The organism is Streptomyces sp. Alt3, from assembly GCF_030719215.1.
In the GTDB taxonomy this organism is placed as follows: Bacteria; Actinomycetota; Actinomycetes; order Streptomycetales; family Streptomycetaceae; genus Streptomyces; species Streptomyces glycanivorans.
On sequence record NZ_CP120983.1, the window covers coordinates 951,012 to 964,740 of the forward strand.

The window sequence follows — 13,729 nt, forward strand, 5'->3', positions numbered from 1 at the left end:
GTACCGATACAAAAGTTGTGTCAAGGGGGATCCCGATGAAACCGACGCCGAAACGCGTGCCGTTCACCCGCCGCCTCACGATTCCGGGCGGTCGCGACGGGCGGCGCATGCTGGTGGTGGCGATCATCGACAAGGTGGGCACCGGCCTGTGGAGCGGAGCGGCCACGCTCTACTTCGTCTACGTCGCACACCTGTCGATCGCCCAGATCGGTGCCCTCATGGGCCTGTCCGGCATCCTCGGCGTGGCCGGGCCACCGCTCGCGGGACGGCTGGCCGACCGCTTCCCCGTGACCCGCATCCTGGTCATCACCCAACTTGCCCGCGGCGCGGCACTCCTGGCCCTGCTGACGACGAACGACTATGCGCTGCTTGTGCTGTTCTCGGCGCTGGGGGCCCTGCCCGACCGCGCGTCGAGTGTCCTGACCAAGCTGTTCGCCGCACGCGTCGCCGGTCCCGACCGCATCCGCTACCAGGCGATCCAGCGCACCGCCGTGAACATCGGGTGGGCGGTCGGCGCCGCCGGTGCTGCCGCCGCGCTGACCGTGGGCACCACCGCCTCCTACCAGGCTCTCCTGCTCGCCAACGTCCTCTCGTACGTCGTCATCGGAGCCCTGACACTCCGCTGCGCGGAACCGCCGGCCCCCAGCCGCGTCGTGGCGTCCCCCGCCACCAGCAGCGTCGTGACGCCCTCGGACCCCACCACCGGGAACGGCGCCCGGCCCACCGGAGCGGGGCGTCCCGCCTCCCGGACCGGGCGCGCGACACCCTGGCGGGACCGCCGCTACCTCGCGTTCACCGGCTCGGAGATATGGCTGTTCCTGGACGACAGCATCCTCCAGGTCGGATTCCCGCTGTGGATCGTCCACGCCACCGACGCACCGGTCGGACTCGCACCGCTGGTGCTCGTCCTGAACAGCGTGCTGGTGATCGCCCTCCAGGTCCCCCTGTCACGCTTCGGGGAGACGAGGGCGGCCGCCCGCCGCCTGCTCGTCCCGATCGGCGCGGCGTTCCTGACGGGAGGGGTGGCGCTCGCCGCCTCGGCCGGCCCTGGCCCCTGGCTCGCCACGGCGGCCGTCCTCCTCGCGGCTGTCGCGTTCACGCTCGCGGAGATCCTGCACTCGCTCTCGTCCTGGGAACTCTCCGTGGCACTCGCACCCGGCGAGGCACAGGGTGCCTACCTCGGTGCGCACGGCCTGGCCCAGTCCGCCCAGCGCAGCCTCGGCCCGGTCGTCGTGGGAGCGGCGGTGAGCGCCGGCCCGTTCGCCTGGCCGGTGCTCGGTGCCACGCTCGTACTGGCCTGCTTGGCGCAGCACCGACTCGTCCGGCCGGACGAGTCGGGGACGGCGGGGACGGCGGGGGCAGCGGGGGCAGCGGGGGCAGCACCCAAGAGCGTCGCCAGGTCGAGGAGCGGCCACTGTCCGAAACCACTGTGATCTGCGCCGACACGCCGGGTAGCGTCATCGCGTGCTCGAACCGGCATGGCTTTCGCCAGGGAAATCGGACGATCTGAGCACCGGCCGGATCCCGGCGGTGTTCACCAGCCGAGCAGGTCCATGGACCTTCGAGCGAGCCAGTCCGTGAAGGACACGGGCTGACCCCCCAGGTCCAGAGGCAGGATCTGGTCGCAGGTGGCCCGGCCGTCGAACCACGGCGAGCCCCGGTGCGGGCCGGTGACAACGAGCAGGGTGGAGAAACCACAGCCGTTGTCCTGGATGAACACGGCGCCGGCGGTCCTGCGCTCCTGGAAGACCTCGTACTCGGCATCCCACTGCTCGAACGCCGCCTGATAGGCGTCGTGTTCCGGGAAGTCCTGCGTCAGCGGCTCTCGCCCGATCAGTTCGTCCTCGTGAGCACGGTAGGAGTCAGGATGAGGGAAAGCGGTGGTGAGCAGGTCGTAGTTGGTGTCCGGGTCACCGTGCCAGCCCCAGCCCTCCGTGGACCGGCACAGACGGTTCACCGCGCCGCCGACGTCCTGCCGGCGCAGGTACGCGCGGTACTCGTCAGGGAAGGCGATGCCCAGCTCCGCCTCCGCTTCACGGATCTCCGATTCGGACAGCGGAGCCGCGGCGCCGGCCCCCTGCCGCGAGGGGGCGGAGCCGACCTCGCCGGCGCGCCTCCCGCGGGCGATGCGTCGCGCTTCCGCGGTCCAGTCGGTGGTCGTAGGGGCGCGGCCGGTCCGGGACATCACGCCTAACCGGCGTCCGCGGCGTCCAGGACGTCGTCCCCGGCCGGGGCTCGCACGCCCAACGGCTCGTCGAAGGCGCTGAAGGACGTGGTGCTGCGGTAGTCGCTGCCCTTGTAGGCGACCTTGAGGAGGTACGGCTTGCCCTCGGTGGCGACGTAGAAGGTGTAGGTGCCCTTCGCGTCTGCTCCGTCCGCATCGTCGGAGACCCGCAGCGCGACCGCCGGGCGGCCGTCGATCTCGGTACGGTCCCCCTTCGCGGCCGTCCCGAAGGCAGCGAACGGCCAGGTGCAGTCGACCAGCCCGTCCCCGGGTTTGGCGTTGCTGGAGGGGGCCTTGATCCAGCGGTTCTGGGCCTTGCCTCCGGCCGCCTCGCGGCCCGACCACCGGTCGAGGTACACCCGGTCCGGGCGTACGTAGTCGGTGTCGTCGATCCGGATCTGTTCGAGGCTGCCGCCCTCGGTCCAGGTGATCTTGTTCGTGCACCGGCCCTTGAGGTCGGTGGTCTGCCGACTGGAGTAGCTGCTGCCTGCCGACCCCGTGGTCGACGAGGCGATGGTGACCGTCTCCAGCGCTTCCATCGTCTTGTGTGCCTCGTCGAGCAGAGCGTCGGCGGAGAGTTCCTCGCCCTGCCCGCCCTCGCCCGTGCAGCCGGTGACGGCCGCTGTCAGCAGCAGGCCGGCCAGTACCACCGTCACAGATTTCGCGCGCACACAGACCCCCGGATACATGGGCCGATCACATTACGGCACGCCCCGGAAGGGTCGGACAGGACACCCCCACCACGGGACCGGTCAGACCGCCTGCCGTCGACGTTGCCCCGCGTAGAACGTGGCGGCGGCGGTCAGCAGGGTGAGACCCGTGGCGGCGGCGAGGGTGATCTCGGTGGTGTTCTCCTGGTCCGGGCCGTCGGGCAGCCGCGGGTCCAGCAGACCGAGCGGGTCCTTCCGGATCTCGACCCGGTCACCCACCTCGGCCTGGCCGAAGCAGTTCTCCTGCTGCGAGACCTCGTACGTCGCCCGGTCGCCGCCGGTCTCCCGGACCGAGCAGAACATGTCGGCACCCCGCCTGTTGTGCCGGTCGCTCACCTCGGTCACCACGGCGGACGCGGGCTCACCCACCGTCGTCATGTAGGCCTCGTACACCGCGGGCCCCGCGAAGAGCATCAGCAGGAATCCGGCCACGGAGGCCGTGGTCGCGGCGCCGGCCCGGTGCCAGACGCCACCGATCAGGCATGCGGCCGCCGCGACGGCCGCCAGCATGACGACGACGCCGATCCAGGTCACCCACTGGCCGACCCCGGCGCCCAGGATCATCACGGCCGGAAGCGCCACCGCCCACGCGAGGGAACCTGCGGCCTTCCTGCCACCGGAAGGCGGCACCCCACCCTCCCGCGCCTTCGCGGCCACCGCTCCGGGTGTCGGTGTCCGCCCGTTCGCGCCCATGCCCCCGCCCCCACTGCCCTCTGCTTCGTTCCCGACCAGCTGCCGCCCGGCCCGGCCGCTCCACCGGCACCCGGGGAGCCGGAGAGGGCGCGTCGCGGCCCACGGTATCCCGTCCCCGGAGACGGCGACGCGGCGCGCACGCGGCCGGGCACCCAGGGGTCCTGACAGGCAGTCAGCAGCCCTGTACGCAGCGGACTTGAGGAGTACGGGCTCGCCGCCCCCGGGTCGACGGAGGGCGGCTGATCAGGGGGTACCGTGACCGAACACGAGTCCGACCTGGCCTCTCGGCCGCACGAGGTGACGAACGATGAACGCATACCCGCTGCCCACGCCCCACCCCACGACCGCGCATCCCGCCCGCGTCTACAACGTCTGGCTGGGCGGCAAGGACCACTACCAGGTGGACCAGGAGGCGGCCGAACTCGCCGCGGAGGCCAACCCGACGATCGTGCCGTCGGTCCGGGCCAACCGGGCGTTCCTCGGGCGTGCCGTCCGCCACCTCGCCACGACCGGGATCCGTCAGTTCCTTGACATCGGCACGGGCATCCCCGCCGCGGACAACACCCACGAGGTCGCCCAGCGGGCGGCACCCGAATCGCGTGTCGTCTACGTCGACAACGACCCGATCGTGCTGACCCACGCCCGGGCGCTCCTGGTCAGTGGCCCCGACGGGCAGACCGACTACGTGCAGGCGGACGCGCGGGACGTCGACACGATCCTCCACGAGGCCTCACGCACCCTGGACCTCGACGAACCGGTCGGCCTGATGCTGGTGGCGATCCTCCAGTACATCAAGGACGCCGAGGACCCGTGGGACATCACCGGTCGCCTGCTGGACCGCCTCGCCCCCGGCAGTCATCTCGTCCTCTCGCACCCGGCGGCCGATGTCACGGCCCCCGAGGTCGCCGAGTCCATGCGGATCTACAACGAGCGCGCTGCCAGCCACGCCTCGGCCACCCCGCGTACCCAGGCGGAGGTGGAACGCTTCTTCGAGGGGCTGGAGATCCTCGAACCGGGTGTGGTCACCCTGACGCGCTGGCGGCCCGAAGCATCCGACGTCCCGGACGACACCCTGCCCATGTGGTGTGCCGTCGCCCGCAAGGCCTGACGTCCCTCCCTCGCCGACAGGGCCCACCGGGTCGTCTCGACCCGGCACCCCGCGTCCTCAGGTGACGCTGCGTTCACCCGTCTCCGGCATGTGACGGTCCCCAGCGCGGACGGACGCGGGGCCGGACTCGGGGCCGGGCGCACCGTCACCGCCGTCCGGCCGGCCGGCGCGTAGGAGTTCGCGCCAGTGTTCCTGACTCCAGTCGGCCGGGGCCGTGGTGCGGATGAAGTCCTCGACCAGGGCACGGAACCGGACGGGGTCACTGTGGAAGGGGAAGTGTCCCGCCCCTTCGAAGATCTCCAGGCGGCTGCCGGGCATGGCCGCGTGGGCTCCGTGGGCATGGCGGACCGGGACGATGCTGTCCCGTGAGCCCCAGAGCAGGAGGGTGGGCATGCCCTGGGCCAGGTAGCAGCGGTCCAGCATCGTGACCGCCTGGCCGCGCCAGTCGACCACCGCCCTCAGCGTGCTGATGAAGGCGCTCCGGGAGGTGGTGTCGGGCAGGGCGTCGACGAGGTCGAGCAGTTCGCCCGCGTCCTGGCCGAGGTCGGTGTCGAGGAGCTTGATCAGCCGGGTGAAGAGGCCGACCTGACCGCGCATTCCGGGCAGGCGCAGGGTGGACAGCACGAGGTCGGCGCCCGGGAGGGACACCGCTCTCAGGACGGGGTTGACCTCCCGCCCGACGCCTCCCGCGCTCACCAGGATGAGCCGGTCGGTGCGTTCGGGGTACTGGTAGGCGAACTGCATGGCGACACCGCCGCCGAGCGAATGGCCGACCAGGGTGGCGCGTTCGATGCCGAGGACTCCCAGCAGGTCCCGGATGCCGTTCGCGTAGCCGGCCACCGAGTAGTCACCCCGGGGCTTGTCGGAGTCTCCGTGACCGAGCAGGTCAGGGGCGATCACGGTGTGGTGGCGGGCCAGCTCGGGGATCAGCTCGGCCCAGGTCGCGGAGGAGTCGCCGATACCGTGGATGAGCAGGACGGCGGGCCCCTCCCCGGCCATCCTGTAGGCGCGGCGGTAGCCGTGGATGATCCTGTGGGACAGTTCCACGCTCTGCTCGGCCTGTCGTCCGCGTGCTGGTGCGCCGGCCACGGGACCGCCTCCGTCTGCTGCTCCGACGATTCCCGAGCGAGGGTAGGAAGCTCCCGCGCCGGGCGGATTACCGGGACGTTTCGGGCGGCGCCCGGGTGGTTGTGCGCCGCTTCGGCATTCGTAACACGTGGGTGGCGCACACGCCGGAAGACGCGCCCTGTGATCATCGCGGGCGGCAGGCCGGTTCCGTGTCGGCACGGAGAGCTCCTCGTCGCACGGTCCTGCCCCCTAAGTGGAAAGGAACCTCTCCGGGCGCACGCGTCCTATCGTCGTGCTTGCACCACATCACCGAGGTCAAGCGGATGCCCGACGAAGGATTGGTACACGTGCCCGAACAGTTCGCACCCGTCTCGCACAAGCCCGAAGCCACCGGCGACGCCTACGGGCGGCTCATGTCGCTGCTCGACGAGAACGGCGCCCGCTACCGCGTCATCGACCACGCCCCCGAGGGGCGCACCGAGGAGGTCAGCCGCCACCGGGGGCACCCGGTGGCGCAGGGGGCCAAGTGCCTCGTCGTCATGGTCAAGACGGGCAAGCGCACCAAGCGGTACTTCCTCGCGGTCGTCCCGGGGGACGCCCGCGTCGACCTCCCTGGGTTGAAGGCGCTGGCAGAAGGCACCTATGTGTCGTTCGCCTCCGCGGACAGGGCCGAGGAGTTGTCGGGGAGTGTCAGCGGGACCATTCTGCCGTTCAGCTTCCATCCGGATCTCGAACTCGTCGTGGATCCCGGAGTGCTGGAGCATGAGGAGATGTTCTTCAACGCCGCACGGCTGGACCGCTCCCTGGCTCTGAGCACGCAGGACTACCGGGAGCATCTTCGTCGCGTCGGGGCGCGGATCCGGCCGATCGTGGCGGTGGACCCGGAGCACGCCGCACACTGACCCGCCGGGCGGGGTCCGGCTCTCGCCGCCGGCACCCCGTCCCGCGCCGGCCGCACAGGCACGCCACCTCACTTATTTGCACACTGAATCTCCCCATCTCGCCCGCGTCCCGGCCGCCCGCACATCCCCGGGCAGGTCCCCGGCGGACGGGAAGCCTGGTGGCGTGCCGTGCGCGCCCCTCACTCCCACGGAAAGAGAACTGGGCGAGTACCACGCTTTTTCGCCGGATTGAGTGCTTTCGCACATGAAGAAAAGAGCTCGATCGCGGGTTTGGTTCTGGCGCTCTATGTGCACAATGACTCGTCCGGTGATCACACCCTCGCGGTTCTGATCCTGAAGGACACGAAACGTTCATCTACGATTGCGAACTTTTTCTTGTCAGCACATCCGGTACGCCTGGTGATCCCCTCGCTGCGCACGACACCCGGCGCCCTTCATGCCTTTACCGCTCGACAAATGCGGATACGTCTCCACCCCACGACCGTCAGGGGTAGAAGATGACTGCCTCCCCGCTGACAGACCGGGAGATATCTCTCGTACGAACGAGCCTCACCGTGGTGGCACCACAGGCCACCGAGATGACCGTCTACTTCTACGCCATCCTCTTCGCCCGGTACCCCGGTGTGCGCGAACTGTTTCCGGAGAACATGGACGTTCAGCGTGACCGTCTGCTGCGGGGCCTGCTGCGCATCATCGATCTCGTCGACGACGTCGACAACCTGGTGCGGTTCTGCTCCCGCCTCGGTCGGGACCACCGGAAGTTCGGAGCACTGGACGCCCACTACCCGGCGGTGGGGGAATGCCTGGTGGCCTCTCTGGCCCGGTTCGCGGGAACCGCGTGGAACGACGAGGTCGCCGCCGCCTGGACCCGTGCCTACACCGTGGCCGCCCAGGTGATGATCGACGCCGCTGACGACGACACGCGCCTGCGCCCCGCTTCCTGGGACGCGCAGATCATCAGGCACGAACACCGCGGCCACGGAATCGCCGAGATCACCGTGCTGCCCGACCAGCCGTTCCCGTTCGTCGCCGGCCAGTACGTGAGCGTCGAGACCCCCTGGTACCCCCGCACCTGGCGCCACTACTCCCCTGCCCACGTGCCGCGGTCGGACCACACGCTCACGTTCCACGTCCGGGCCGTCCACCGGGGCCAGGTGAGCAACGCACTCGTGCACCATGCGGCCCCTGGTCACAGGGTGCGGCTGGGACCGCCGCAAGGTGACATGACCCTTGCCGCGGCGGGCGACCGCGATCTGCTGTTCGTGGCGGGCGGGACCGGCCTGGCGCCGATCCGCGCGCTGATCGAGGAAGCCGCCGTCTCCGGAATGCGCCGCTACGCGGACCTGTTCGTCGGAGCCCGGACCGCCGACGAACTGTACGGCCTCGACGACATGCTGCGCCTCGCCCAGCGCCATCACTGGCTGACCGTCAGGGCGGCCGTCTCCCACGAGAGCATCCCCGGCCAGCAGGGGACGCTCCCGCAGGTGCTGCGCGAGTTCGGCCCCTGGGACCGGCACGAGGCCTTCCTGTGCGGTCCGCCCGACATGGTCACCAGCGCCGTGCGCACGCTCATGCACCAAGGCACACCCCTGGCCCACATCCACCACGATCCGCTCGACACACCCGTGCTCACCGCTCCCCTCACACCGCCCCGACCCGACCAGGAGATCGACCAGCTGTGACCCCTCACGACGCGGCCCCCTCGCGGGGAGAGCGCATGCTGCAGAACCACCTCGGCACAGGCGAACGCGCCGACGCGTTCTACGACCGGCAGGTACGTCCCCACCTCACCGCGTACATGGGTGACTTCATCAGCCGCCAGTCCATGGTCTTCCTCTCCACCGCCGACTCCCGCGGGCAGTGCGACGCCACCTTCCGCGCCGGGCCCCCGGGATTCGTGGCGGTGCTGGACGACCGCACCCTGGCCTACCCCGAGTACCGCGGGAACGGCGTCATGGCCAGTGCCGGCAACATCACCGAGAACCCCCACATCGGGCTGCTCTTCATGGACTTCACCCGCGACCACATCGGGCTGCACGTGAACGGATCGGCCCAGCTCGTCGGCGACCAGGAACTGCGTGCCGTCCACCCCTGGATACCCACCGACAGCGCTCCCGGACGGTACCCGGTGCTGTGGACACTGATCAGCGTCCACGAAGCGTACGTGCACTGCTCGAAGCACATCCCGCACCTCGAGCCGGCGCCCCGTCCCCTGGGCCTCGCGCGCAGGCGCCCCAAGGACGCCGACTACTTCACCGGCGCCCCCGCGGAGGCCGTGGCGGCCGAGGCCGGCACCGGCCGGCACCAGCACGCCCATGGCTACCCGTCGGAGCCTTCCGCGAGCGGCTCCCACGACCGCTGAACACGGCGCCCGCGGCCGGTTCCGGACGACTCGGGAACGGTCGCGGGCGCCTCGTCCGCGCGCTGCGGACTCACATGCATATGCCCCAGGGAGCAGGGCACACGGAGGAAGCACGGCAGAAGGCCTTGCGGCCGCCGATCGCACGACGGGCCCGGCTCTGACCCGGTGAACGTGGTGCGAAGGGCGGGAACCGTGTGCTGCGCGTCGTTCACGACGGGCACGCACCGAAGCGACCTGAAGATCGGACCTGACAATGATTCTCCTTGGTGCCATCCTCCTCGTCATCGGCCTGCTGGTCGGCGTCTCCCTGCTGACGACCATCGGTGGCGTCCTCGTCGTGGTGGGCGCGATCCTGTGGATCCTCGGCGCGAGCGGACGCAAGGTCGGTGGGCGAAAGCACTACTTCTAGAAGTGCTCACCCTCGTGAACGGCCCGCATCGGGGCCCGGCAGCAGATGGATCCGGCCCGTCGGAAGGGTCACCACGCGTGACCCCCTGGTGACCGGTGGCGCAGCGCCGCCACCGGTCACCAGGACCGCCACGGGCACGCGGCGCGCGAGGTCGCGGAGCGCCCCGGGCGTGATGCTCGCGTCGTGCCCTCCGGTCTGACGCGAGGCGCAGCCCGCGTAGTAGGCGATCGGTACGGCGTCGTCCCCGCTGACCACGCACGGCGGCCGCACCCCCATCCCGTTCAGCGCACCGGCGACCGCGGCGAACCGCGCACCGGTGGCGTGGCTGGTGCGGATCACATGGCTGAGCACGGAGAGCTGGACCCCGAGGTGGGCCGCCAGCACCAGCGCCAGCGCGACGGTGCCGGCCGGGCGGCGGGCCCGGCGCGTACGGGCGAACACGTGCGTGAGGTACTCGGCCACCGGCAGGGCCAGCAGCGCGTAGGCGGGGAGCAGGAAGCGTGGCGCCGCGTACTCGACCAGGAACAGATACGGAACGGCCGTCGAGATCCCCGTCGCTGCCGCCAGCAGTGCCACCAAACCTCGTCCGGCACGCCGGGCCGCCATGATCCCCCCGGCTGTGAGCAGGGGCAGCGCCGCCCACCACACCGCGGTGGCCGGGCTCTCCCAGCCGATGTCGCAAGGGCGGCAGAGGGTCCGGCCCGCGAGCGCTCGCAGGTGGTCGTCGACGGCGAAGTTCCACCCGAGCCCGCCCTGGATCTCACCGGCCCGGTGCAGCCGGGCGACGAGACCCCCGTAGTGGGCGTACGCCTCCGCGATCCAGGGTGCGCAGCCCGCCACGAGTCCGCCCGCCAGTGCGGCGCACAGGCTCGGCCTGCGTCGGCCGGGAACCAGGACGGCCGCGAGCATCAGCGGCAGCGCGAGCCAGAACCCGTCGGCGGGCCGCATCAGGGCGACCAGAGCCACGGCCGAGGCGGGTCCGGTCGTCGTCCCCGCACGTCGGGGGTCACCGCGCAGGGTCCTCACGGCCCAGCCCGTCGCGGCCAGGGAGCCCAGGGCGCACCACAGGTTCGGCATCGCGGCGGGACCGTAGAACAGGGTCGGCCACAGACCGGCGAACAACGCGCCGGCCCCCACGAGGACGGGCGTGGGCAGTACCGTGCGCCAGATCCGGAGGGCGGCGAACAGAGCGGCGGCGGACATCAGGGCGAGGTAGATCCGCAGTGCGGTGGTGGACGCGGTGAGGGCGGCGACAGGGGCCACGAGGTAGGAGATCCCGCGGGCCCTCGGTGCGCTGAAGAAGGCTGCGGGAGCGTTGCCGCCGACCTGGCTGACGTAGACGGTCTCGTCCCAGGCCGGCCCCGACCCCGGTACGACGAAGGCCAGTTGCACCGCGGCGAAGAACACGGCGACCGCTGCCAGCCACGGCAGCGGGCCGACCGCCCGCCGGACCGGGTGGGTCGAGACGGGGACCTGCTGCGCCGGACGCGTCGGCCGGGTTCCGTACATGACCGCTCCAGTCCTCACCGGCGCCACGCACGACGGCGGCGCGGCCTTAGGGCTGTCCCGCAATCCCTGGCGGGACAGCCCTTTGGTCAACGAGGAAGGAACGGCAGGGGTCACGCGGCTCCGGGTAGCCACGGGCGTCTTCTCGTCCTGCACGCCGTGCAGTCGGCGCCCACCGCGCCGGTCGAGCGGACCGCGTATCTCTCGGCGTCCGGGGAGCTGCCGGCCGGCGTTTCCCGTCAGACCTCGGGCAGAGAGGGGTCGGGCGTCCAAGTTGACGGTGCGGTCATGGACCAGCGTTCGTGGTCGCGCCAGGCTCCGTCGATGTAGAGGTAGTCGGTCGAGATGCCTTCGTGACGGAACCCCAGACGCCGGACCAGGGCCAGGGACGCCTTGTTCGCCGGCTGGATGTGCGCCTCCAGCCGGTGAAGCCGCAGGTCGCCGAAGGCGTGCCGCAGAACGGCGGTGAGCCCTTCGGTCATGTGTCCCTGCCCTGCGGACGGAGCGAAGGCCGCGTAGCCGAGGGACGCACCCTGGTAGCGGCCCCGGATGATGGAGTCGATGTCGACCATGCCGGCGAGCTCACCGGTCTCCACGACGCGGATCACGAAGCCCAGGTTCGTGCCGTCGCCGAAGCGCTGCATCCAGTTCCGGAGCTCCTCGCCCGTCCGCGGCAGTCTCATCCATGGCGAGTGGAGCTCGGCGCTGGCCCGCACGAGCGAGCAGAACTCTTCCTGGTCGGCGAGGGTGAGCGGGCACAGTTCGACTCGTGACGGCATGGTGGGCATGGGGCCGATCCTAGAGCTGCCACCAGGCGTACCGCTCCGAAGTCGTGCGGGGAAGCGGGCTCGTGCGCCCGCTCGACGTCGTTCGGCCGACGGAGAAGGTCACCCGGGCATGGTTCCGGGTGGACACGGTCGAGGCGGTTGTCGGCGTCCTACGGTTCCGAGCGATGTGGGTGGTGACGGGACGGCGGGGACGTGGACACGGGCGGGTCCGACGGCGACCGGGAGTCGGTTCCGCCGGACGCACCGCCGGGCACTCCTAGGAACCCACCGCCGCGCCATGCAGATGGATCGCCGGCAGCAGCGCCCCCAGGGACGCCGTGTGGAGAGCGGCACGGACGATGTTCCACCTGGCCCAGGGGGCTTCGAACGCGGCGCGTGCCGAGCCGAGTTGGTCCGGTGTCGAGTCCTTCCCGACCTTGCCGAGCGCCTCGTTGAGAGGGACGTTACGTGTCCCGGTGACGAGGAACGCCAGCCCGTGGAGCACGAGCGCGGCGGCGATCCACGGCAGGGTCCCCGGGCTGTCGCCCCGTGCGGCCAGGACGGTCGCCAGGACGAGCAGGGGCAGGGGCGCCAGGAAGGGGATCAGGAACCAGCCGTTGATGATGACTCCGTTGATGTTCTGCATGCTCCGTACGAAGGCCTGGTCGTCGGAGCGGGACAGGCCCGGCATGACGGCGTACGCGAAGGCACAGAACAGCCCCGCCATCAGCGCGGCCCCTCCGGCCGAGGCGAACAGAGCCGCGGTCTGCAGAGTTCTCATGAATGCTCCTGGACGGAAGGGGAGTTCGCGGCCGTCGGTGCGTACGCGTCGGCGATGACCTCGCCGCAAGCGGCGGCGTGCATCTGCTTTACGTGAGCCCCAGCTGTTGACTGGGTTCACAAGCGATATATGCTTCACCTCACCGCCCACCGACTGGCTGACCGCGACGAGGCGTGCACCGGGAATTTCCCGCGCACAGCGCTGTCACAGTTATGCCATACGATGCGCACACCTGTTCACAGCTCTTGCGTTTGAGGATGCCCACGTCATGTTTTTCGGTGTCACGTCCCGTTCAGCTCGCGGCATATCCGCCGCAGTCGCCCTTCTCGCGATCGGCGCGGTGGGCTGCGCCGACGCGATCGACAGCGCCAAGGCCGGCGCCAAGAAGGCCGTTCGCACGCGGTCGGTCTTCTCCCTCGCCCCTGGCGACTGCTACAACCCGAACAGCGGGGCGACCAAGAGCGAGGAGTTCAGCGTCGAGATCGTGCCCTGCGAGGAAGCACACGAGGGCCAGGTCGTCGCCGAGTTCGACATCGAGGGAGAGTCGGAGTATCCCGGCGAGGCCGGGGCGACGGCGATAGCCGACAAGCAGTGCCCGGCGGAGTCGCAGAAGTTCGTCCCCGACACCTGGGCGATCCCCGAGGGCGTCGGCCTCTTCTACTACTACCCCACCAGCGAGAGCTGGAAGACCGGCGACCGGGCCGTGAGCTGCTCGTACTCCAAGGAATCAGGCACCTTCTCGGGCTCGCTCCAGAACAAGTCCCTGACCGCGGACCAGGCCACGTACCTCAAGGGCTCGAACGCCGTCTACGACGCGCTCTGGAACAACCAGCCCGAGGCCGAGCAGCCCGAGGACGACCTGGCGGCCTACAAGAAGCAGGCCAAGGCCGTCTCCGAGGCCCTGAACACCCACCTGACCGCCCTGAAGGGCGTGGAGCAGCCTCAGACCGTCAAGCTCCGCTCCCAGCTGACGGAGACGGCGAAGGCATGGAAGGACGCCGCTTCGGCCGGTGACGTGGACGCCTTCTACATCGCCTACGACCTGGGCTTCACCGGCATCGACCCGACCAAGACGGTCGCCGCCCGCAAGGAGCTGAAGCTCGCCACCACCGTGCCGGCCGACGACGCCGAGGTCTGGGCGAGCTGACCGCGCCCGCGCGGGCCGGAACGCCGGCAGTCCGGCCGGCCCGCGCGGTCCG

General features: G+C 70.7%; 14 protein-coding genes. 7 read left to right on the forward strand and 7 right to left on the reverse strand.

From position 1 onward, the window contains the following. The first annotated feature begins 35 nt into the window (after nucleotides 1-35). Nucleotides 36-1,433, forward strand: coding sequence for an MFS transporter (locus P8A20_RS04275; RefSeq protein WP_306102888.1), 1,398 nt, complete (start codon nucleotides 36-38; stop codon nucleotides 1,431-1,433). A gap of 101 nt (nucleotides 1,434-1,534) precedes the next feature. Here the strand turns inward: P8A20_RS04275 and P8A20_RS04280 are convergent, their stop codons facing one another. From P8A20_RS04280 to P8A20_RS04290, 3 genes are all read right to left on the reverse strand, one after another. After that, nucleotides 1,535-2,185 (reverse strand): SMI1/KNR4 family protein, encoded by a 651-nt coding sequence (locus P8A20_RS04280; RefSeq protein WP_306102889.1) that lies wholly within the window; start codon nucleotides 2,183-2,185, stop codon nucleotides 1,535-1,537. 5 nt (nucleotides 2,186-2,190) lie between these two features. After that, a complete protein-coding gene (locus P8A20_RS04285) occupies nucleotides 2,191-2,895 on the reverse strand; it encodes a hypothetical protein (RefSeq protein WP_147961460.1) in 705 nt (234 codons plus the stop codon). Nucleotides 2,896-2,976: 81 nt separating this feature from the next. Then, entirely contained in the window at nucleotides 2,977-3,627 is a 651-nt protein-coding gene (locus P8A20_RS04290; protein ID WP_306102890.1) for a hypothetical protein, read from the reverse strand. Between the two features lie 307 nt (nucleotides 3,628-3,934). Here P8A20_RS04290 and P8A20_RS04295 point away from each other — a divergent pair, with 307 nt between their 5' ends. Continuing rightward, the gene (locus P8A20_RS04295; RefSeq protein WP_306102891.1) at nucleotides 3,935-4,735 is read left to right on the forward strand and encodes an SAM-dependent methyltransferase; all 801 of its coding nucleotides are present in this window, start codon (nucleotides 3,935-3,937) and stop codon (nucleotides 4,733-4,735) included. Nucleotides 4,736-4,792: 57 nt separating this feature from the next. Here the strand turns inward: P8A20_RS04295 and P8A20_RS04300 are convergent, their stop codons facing one another. Continuing rightward, nucleotides 4,793-5,824: an alpha/beta fold hydrolase gene (locus P8A20_RS04300; RefSeq protein ID WP_147960314.1), complete on the reverse strand. Its 1,032-nt coding sequence runs from the start codon at nucleotides 5,822-5,824 to the stop codon at nucleotides 4,793-4,795. Between the two features lie 392 nt (nucleotides 5,825-6,216). Here P8A20_RS04300 and P8A20_RS04305 point away from each other — a divergent pair, with 392 nt between their 5' ends. The 4 genes from P8A20_RS04305 to P8A20_RS04320 all read left to right on the forward strand — a co-directional run bounded on the left by P8A20_RS04305 (nucleotide 6,217) and on the right by P8A20_RS04320 (nucleotide 9,476). Then, nucleotides 6,217-6,705 carry a YbaK/EbsC family protein gene (locus P8A20_RS04305; RefSeq protein WP_261988733.1) on the forward strand — a complete coding sequence of 163 codons (489 nt, stop codon included), beginning with the start codon at nucleotides 6,217-6,219 and terminating at the stop codon, nucleotides 6,703-6,705. Between the two features lie 497 nt (nucleotides 6,706-7,202). After that, on the forward strand, nucleotides 7,203-8,387 hold the full coding sequence (locus tag P8A20_RS04310) for a globin domain-containing protein (protein WP_147960312.1): 1,185 nt from the start codon (nucleotides 7,203-7,205) through the stop codon (nucleotides 8,385-8,387). Beyond that, entirely contained in the window at nucleotides 8,384-9,067 is a 684-nt protein-coding gene (locus P8A20_RS04315) for a pyridoxamine 5'-phosphate oxidase family protein (RefSeq protein WP_147960311.1), read from the forward strand. Before P8A20_RS04310 ends, P8A20_RS04315 begins: the two co-directional genes overlap by 4 nt. A gap of 253 nt (nucleotides 9,068-9,320) precedes the next feature. Continuing rightward, a complete protein-coding gene (locus P8A20_RS04320; protein ID WP_147960310.1) occupies nucleotides 9,321-9,476 on the forward strand; it encodes a hypothetical protein in 156 nt (51 codons plus the stop codon). Nucleotides 9,477-9,482: 6 nt separating this feature from the next. On the opposite strand, the gene P8A20_RS04325 is transcribed toward P8A20_RS04320, so the two are convergent. From P8A20_RS04325 to P8A20_RS04335, 3 genes are all read right to left on the reverse strand, one after another. Further along, nucleotides 9,483-10,985 carry a hypothetical protein gene (locus tag P8A20_RS04325; RefSeq protein WP_306102892.1) on the reverse strand — a complete coding sequence of 501 codons (1,503 nt, stop codon included), beginning with the start codon at nucleotides 10,983-10,985 and terminating at the stop codon, nucleotides 9,483-9,485. A gap of 236 nt (nucleotides 10,986-11,221) precedes the next feature. Next, nucleotides 11,222-11,770, reverse strand: a complete 549-nt coding sequence (locus P8A20_RS04330) for a GNAT family N-acetyltransferase (protein WP_147960308.1) — start codon at nucleotides 11,768-11,770, stop codon at nucleotides 11,222-11,224. A gap of 256 nt (nucleotides 11,771-12,026) precedes the next feature. Beyond that, nucleotides 12,027-12,530 carry an anthrone oxygenase family protein gene (locus P8A20_RS04335; RefSeq protein ID WP_147960307.1) on the reverse strand — a complete coding sequence of 168 codons (504 nt, stop codon included), beginning with the start codon at nucleotides 12,528-12,530 and terminating at the stop codon, nucleotides 12,027-12,029. Nucleotides 12,531-12,798: 268 nt separating this feature from the next. On the opposite strand from P8A20_RS04335, the gene P8A20_RS04340 reads away from it, so the two are divergent. Beyond that, nucleotides 12,799-13,677 carry a septum formation family protein gene (locus P8A20_RS04340; RefSeq protein WP_147960306.1) on the forward strand — a complete coding sequence of 293 codons (879 nt, stop codon included), beginning with the start codon at nucleotides 12,799-12,801 and terminating at the stop codon, nucleotides 13,675-13,677. Nucleotides 13,678-13,729: the final 52 nt, after the last annotated feature.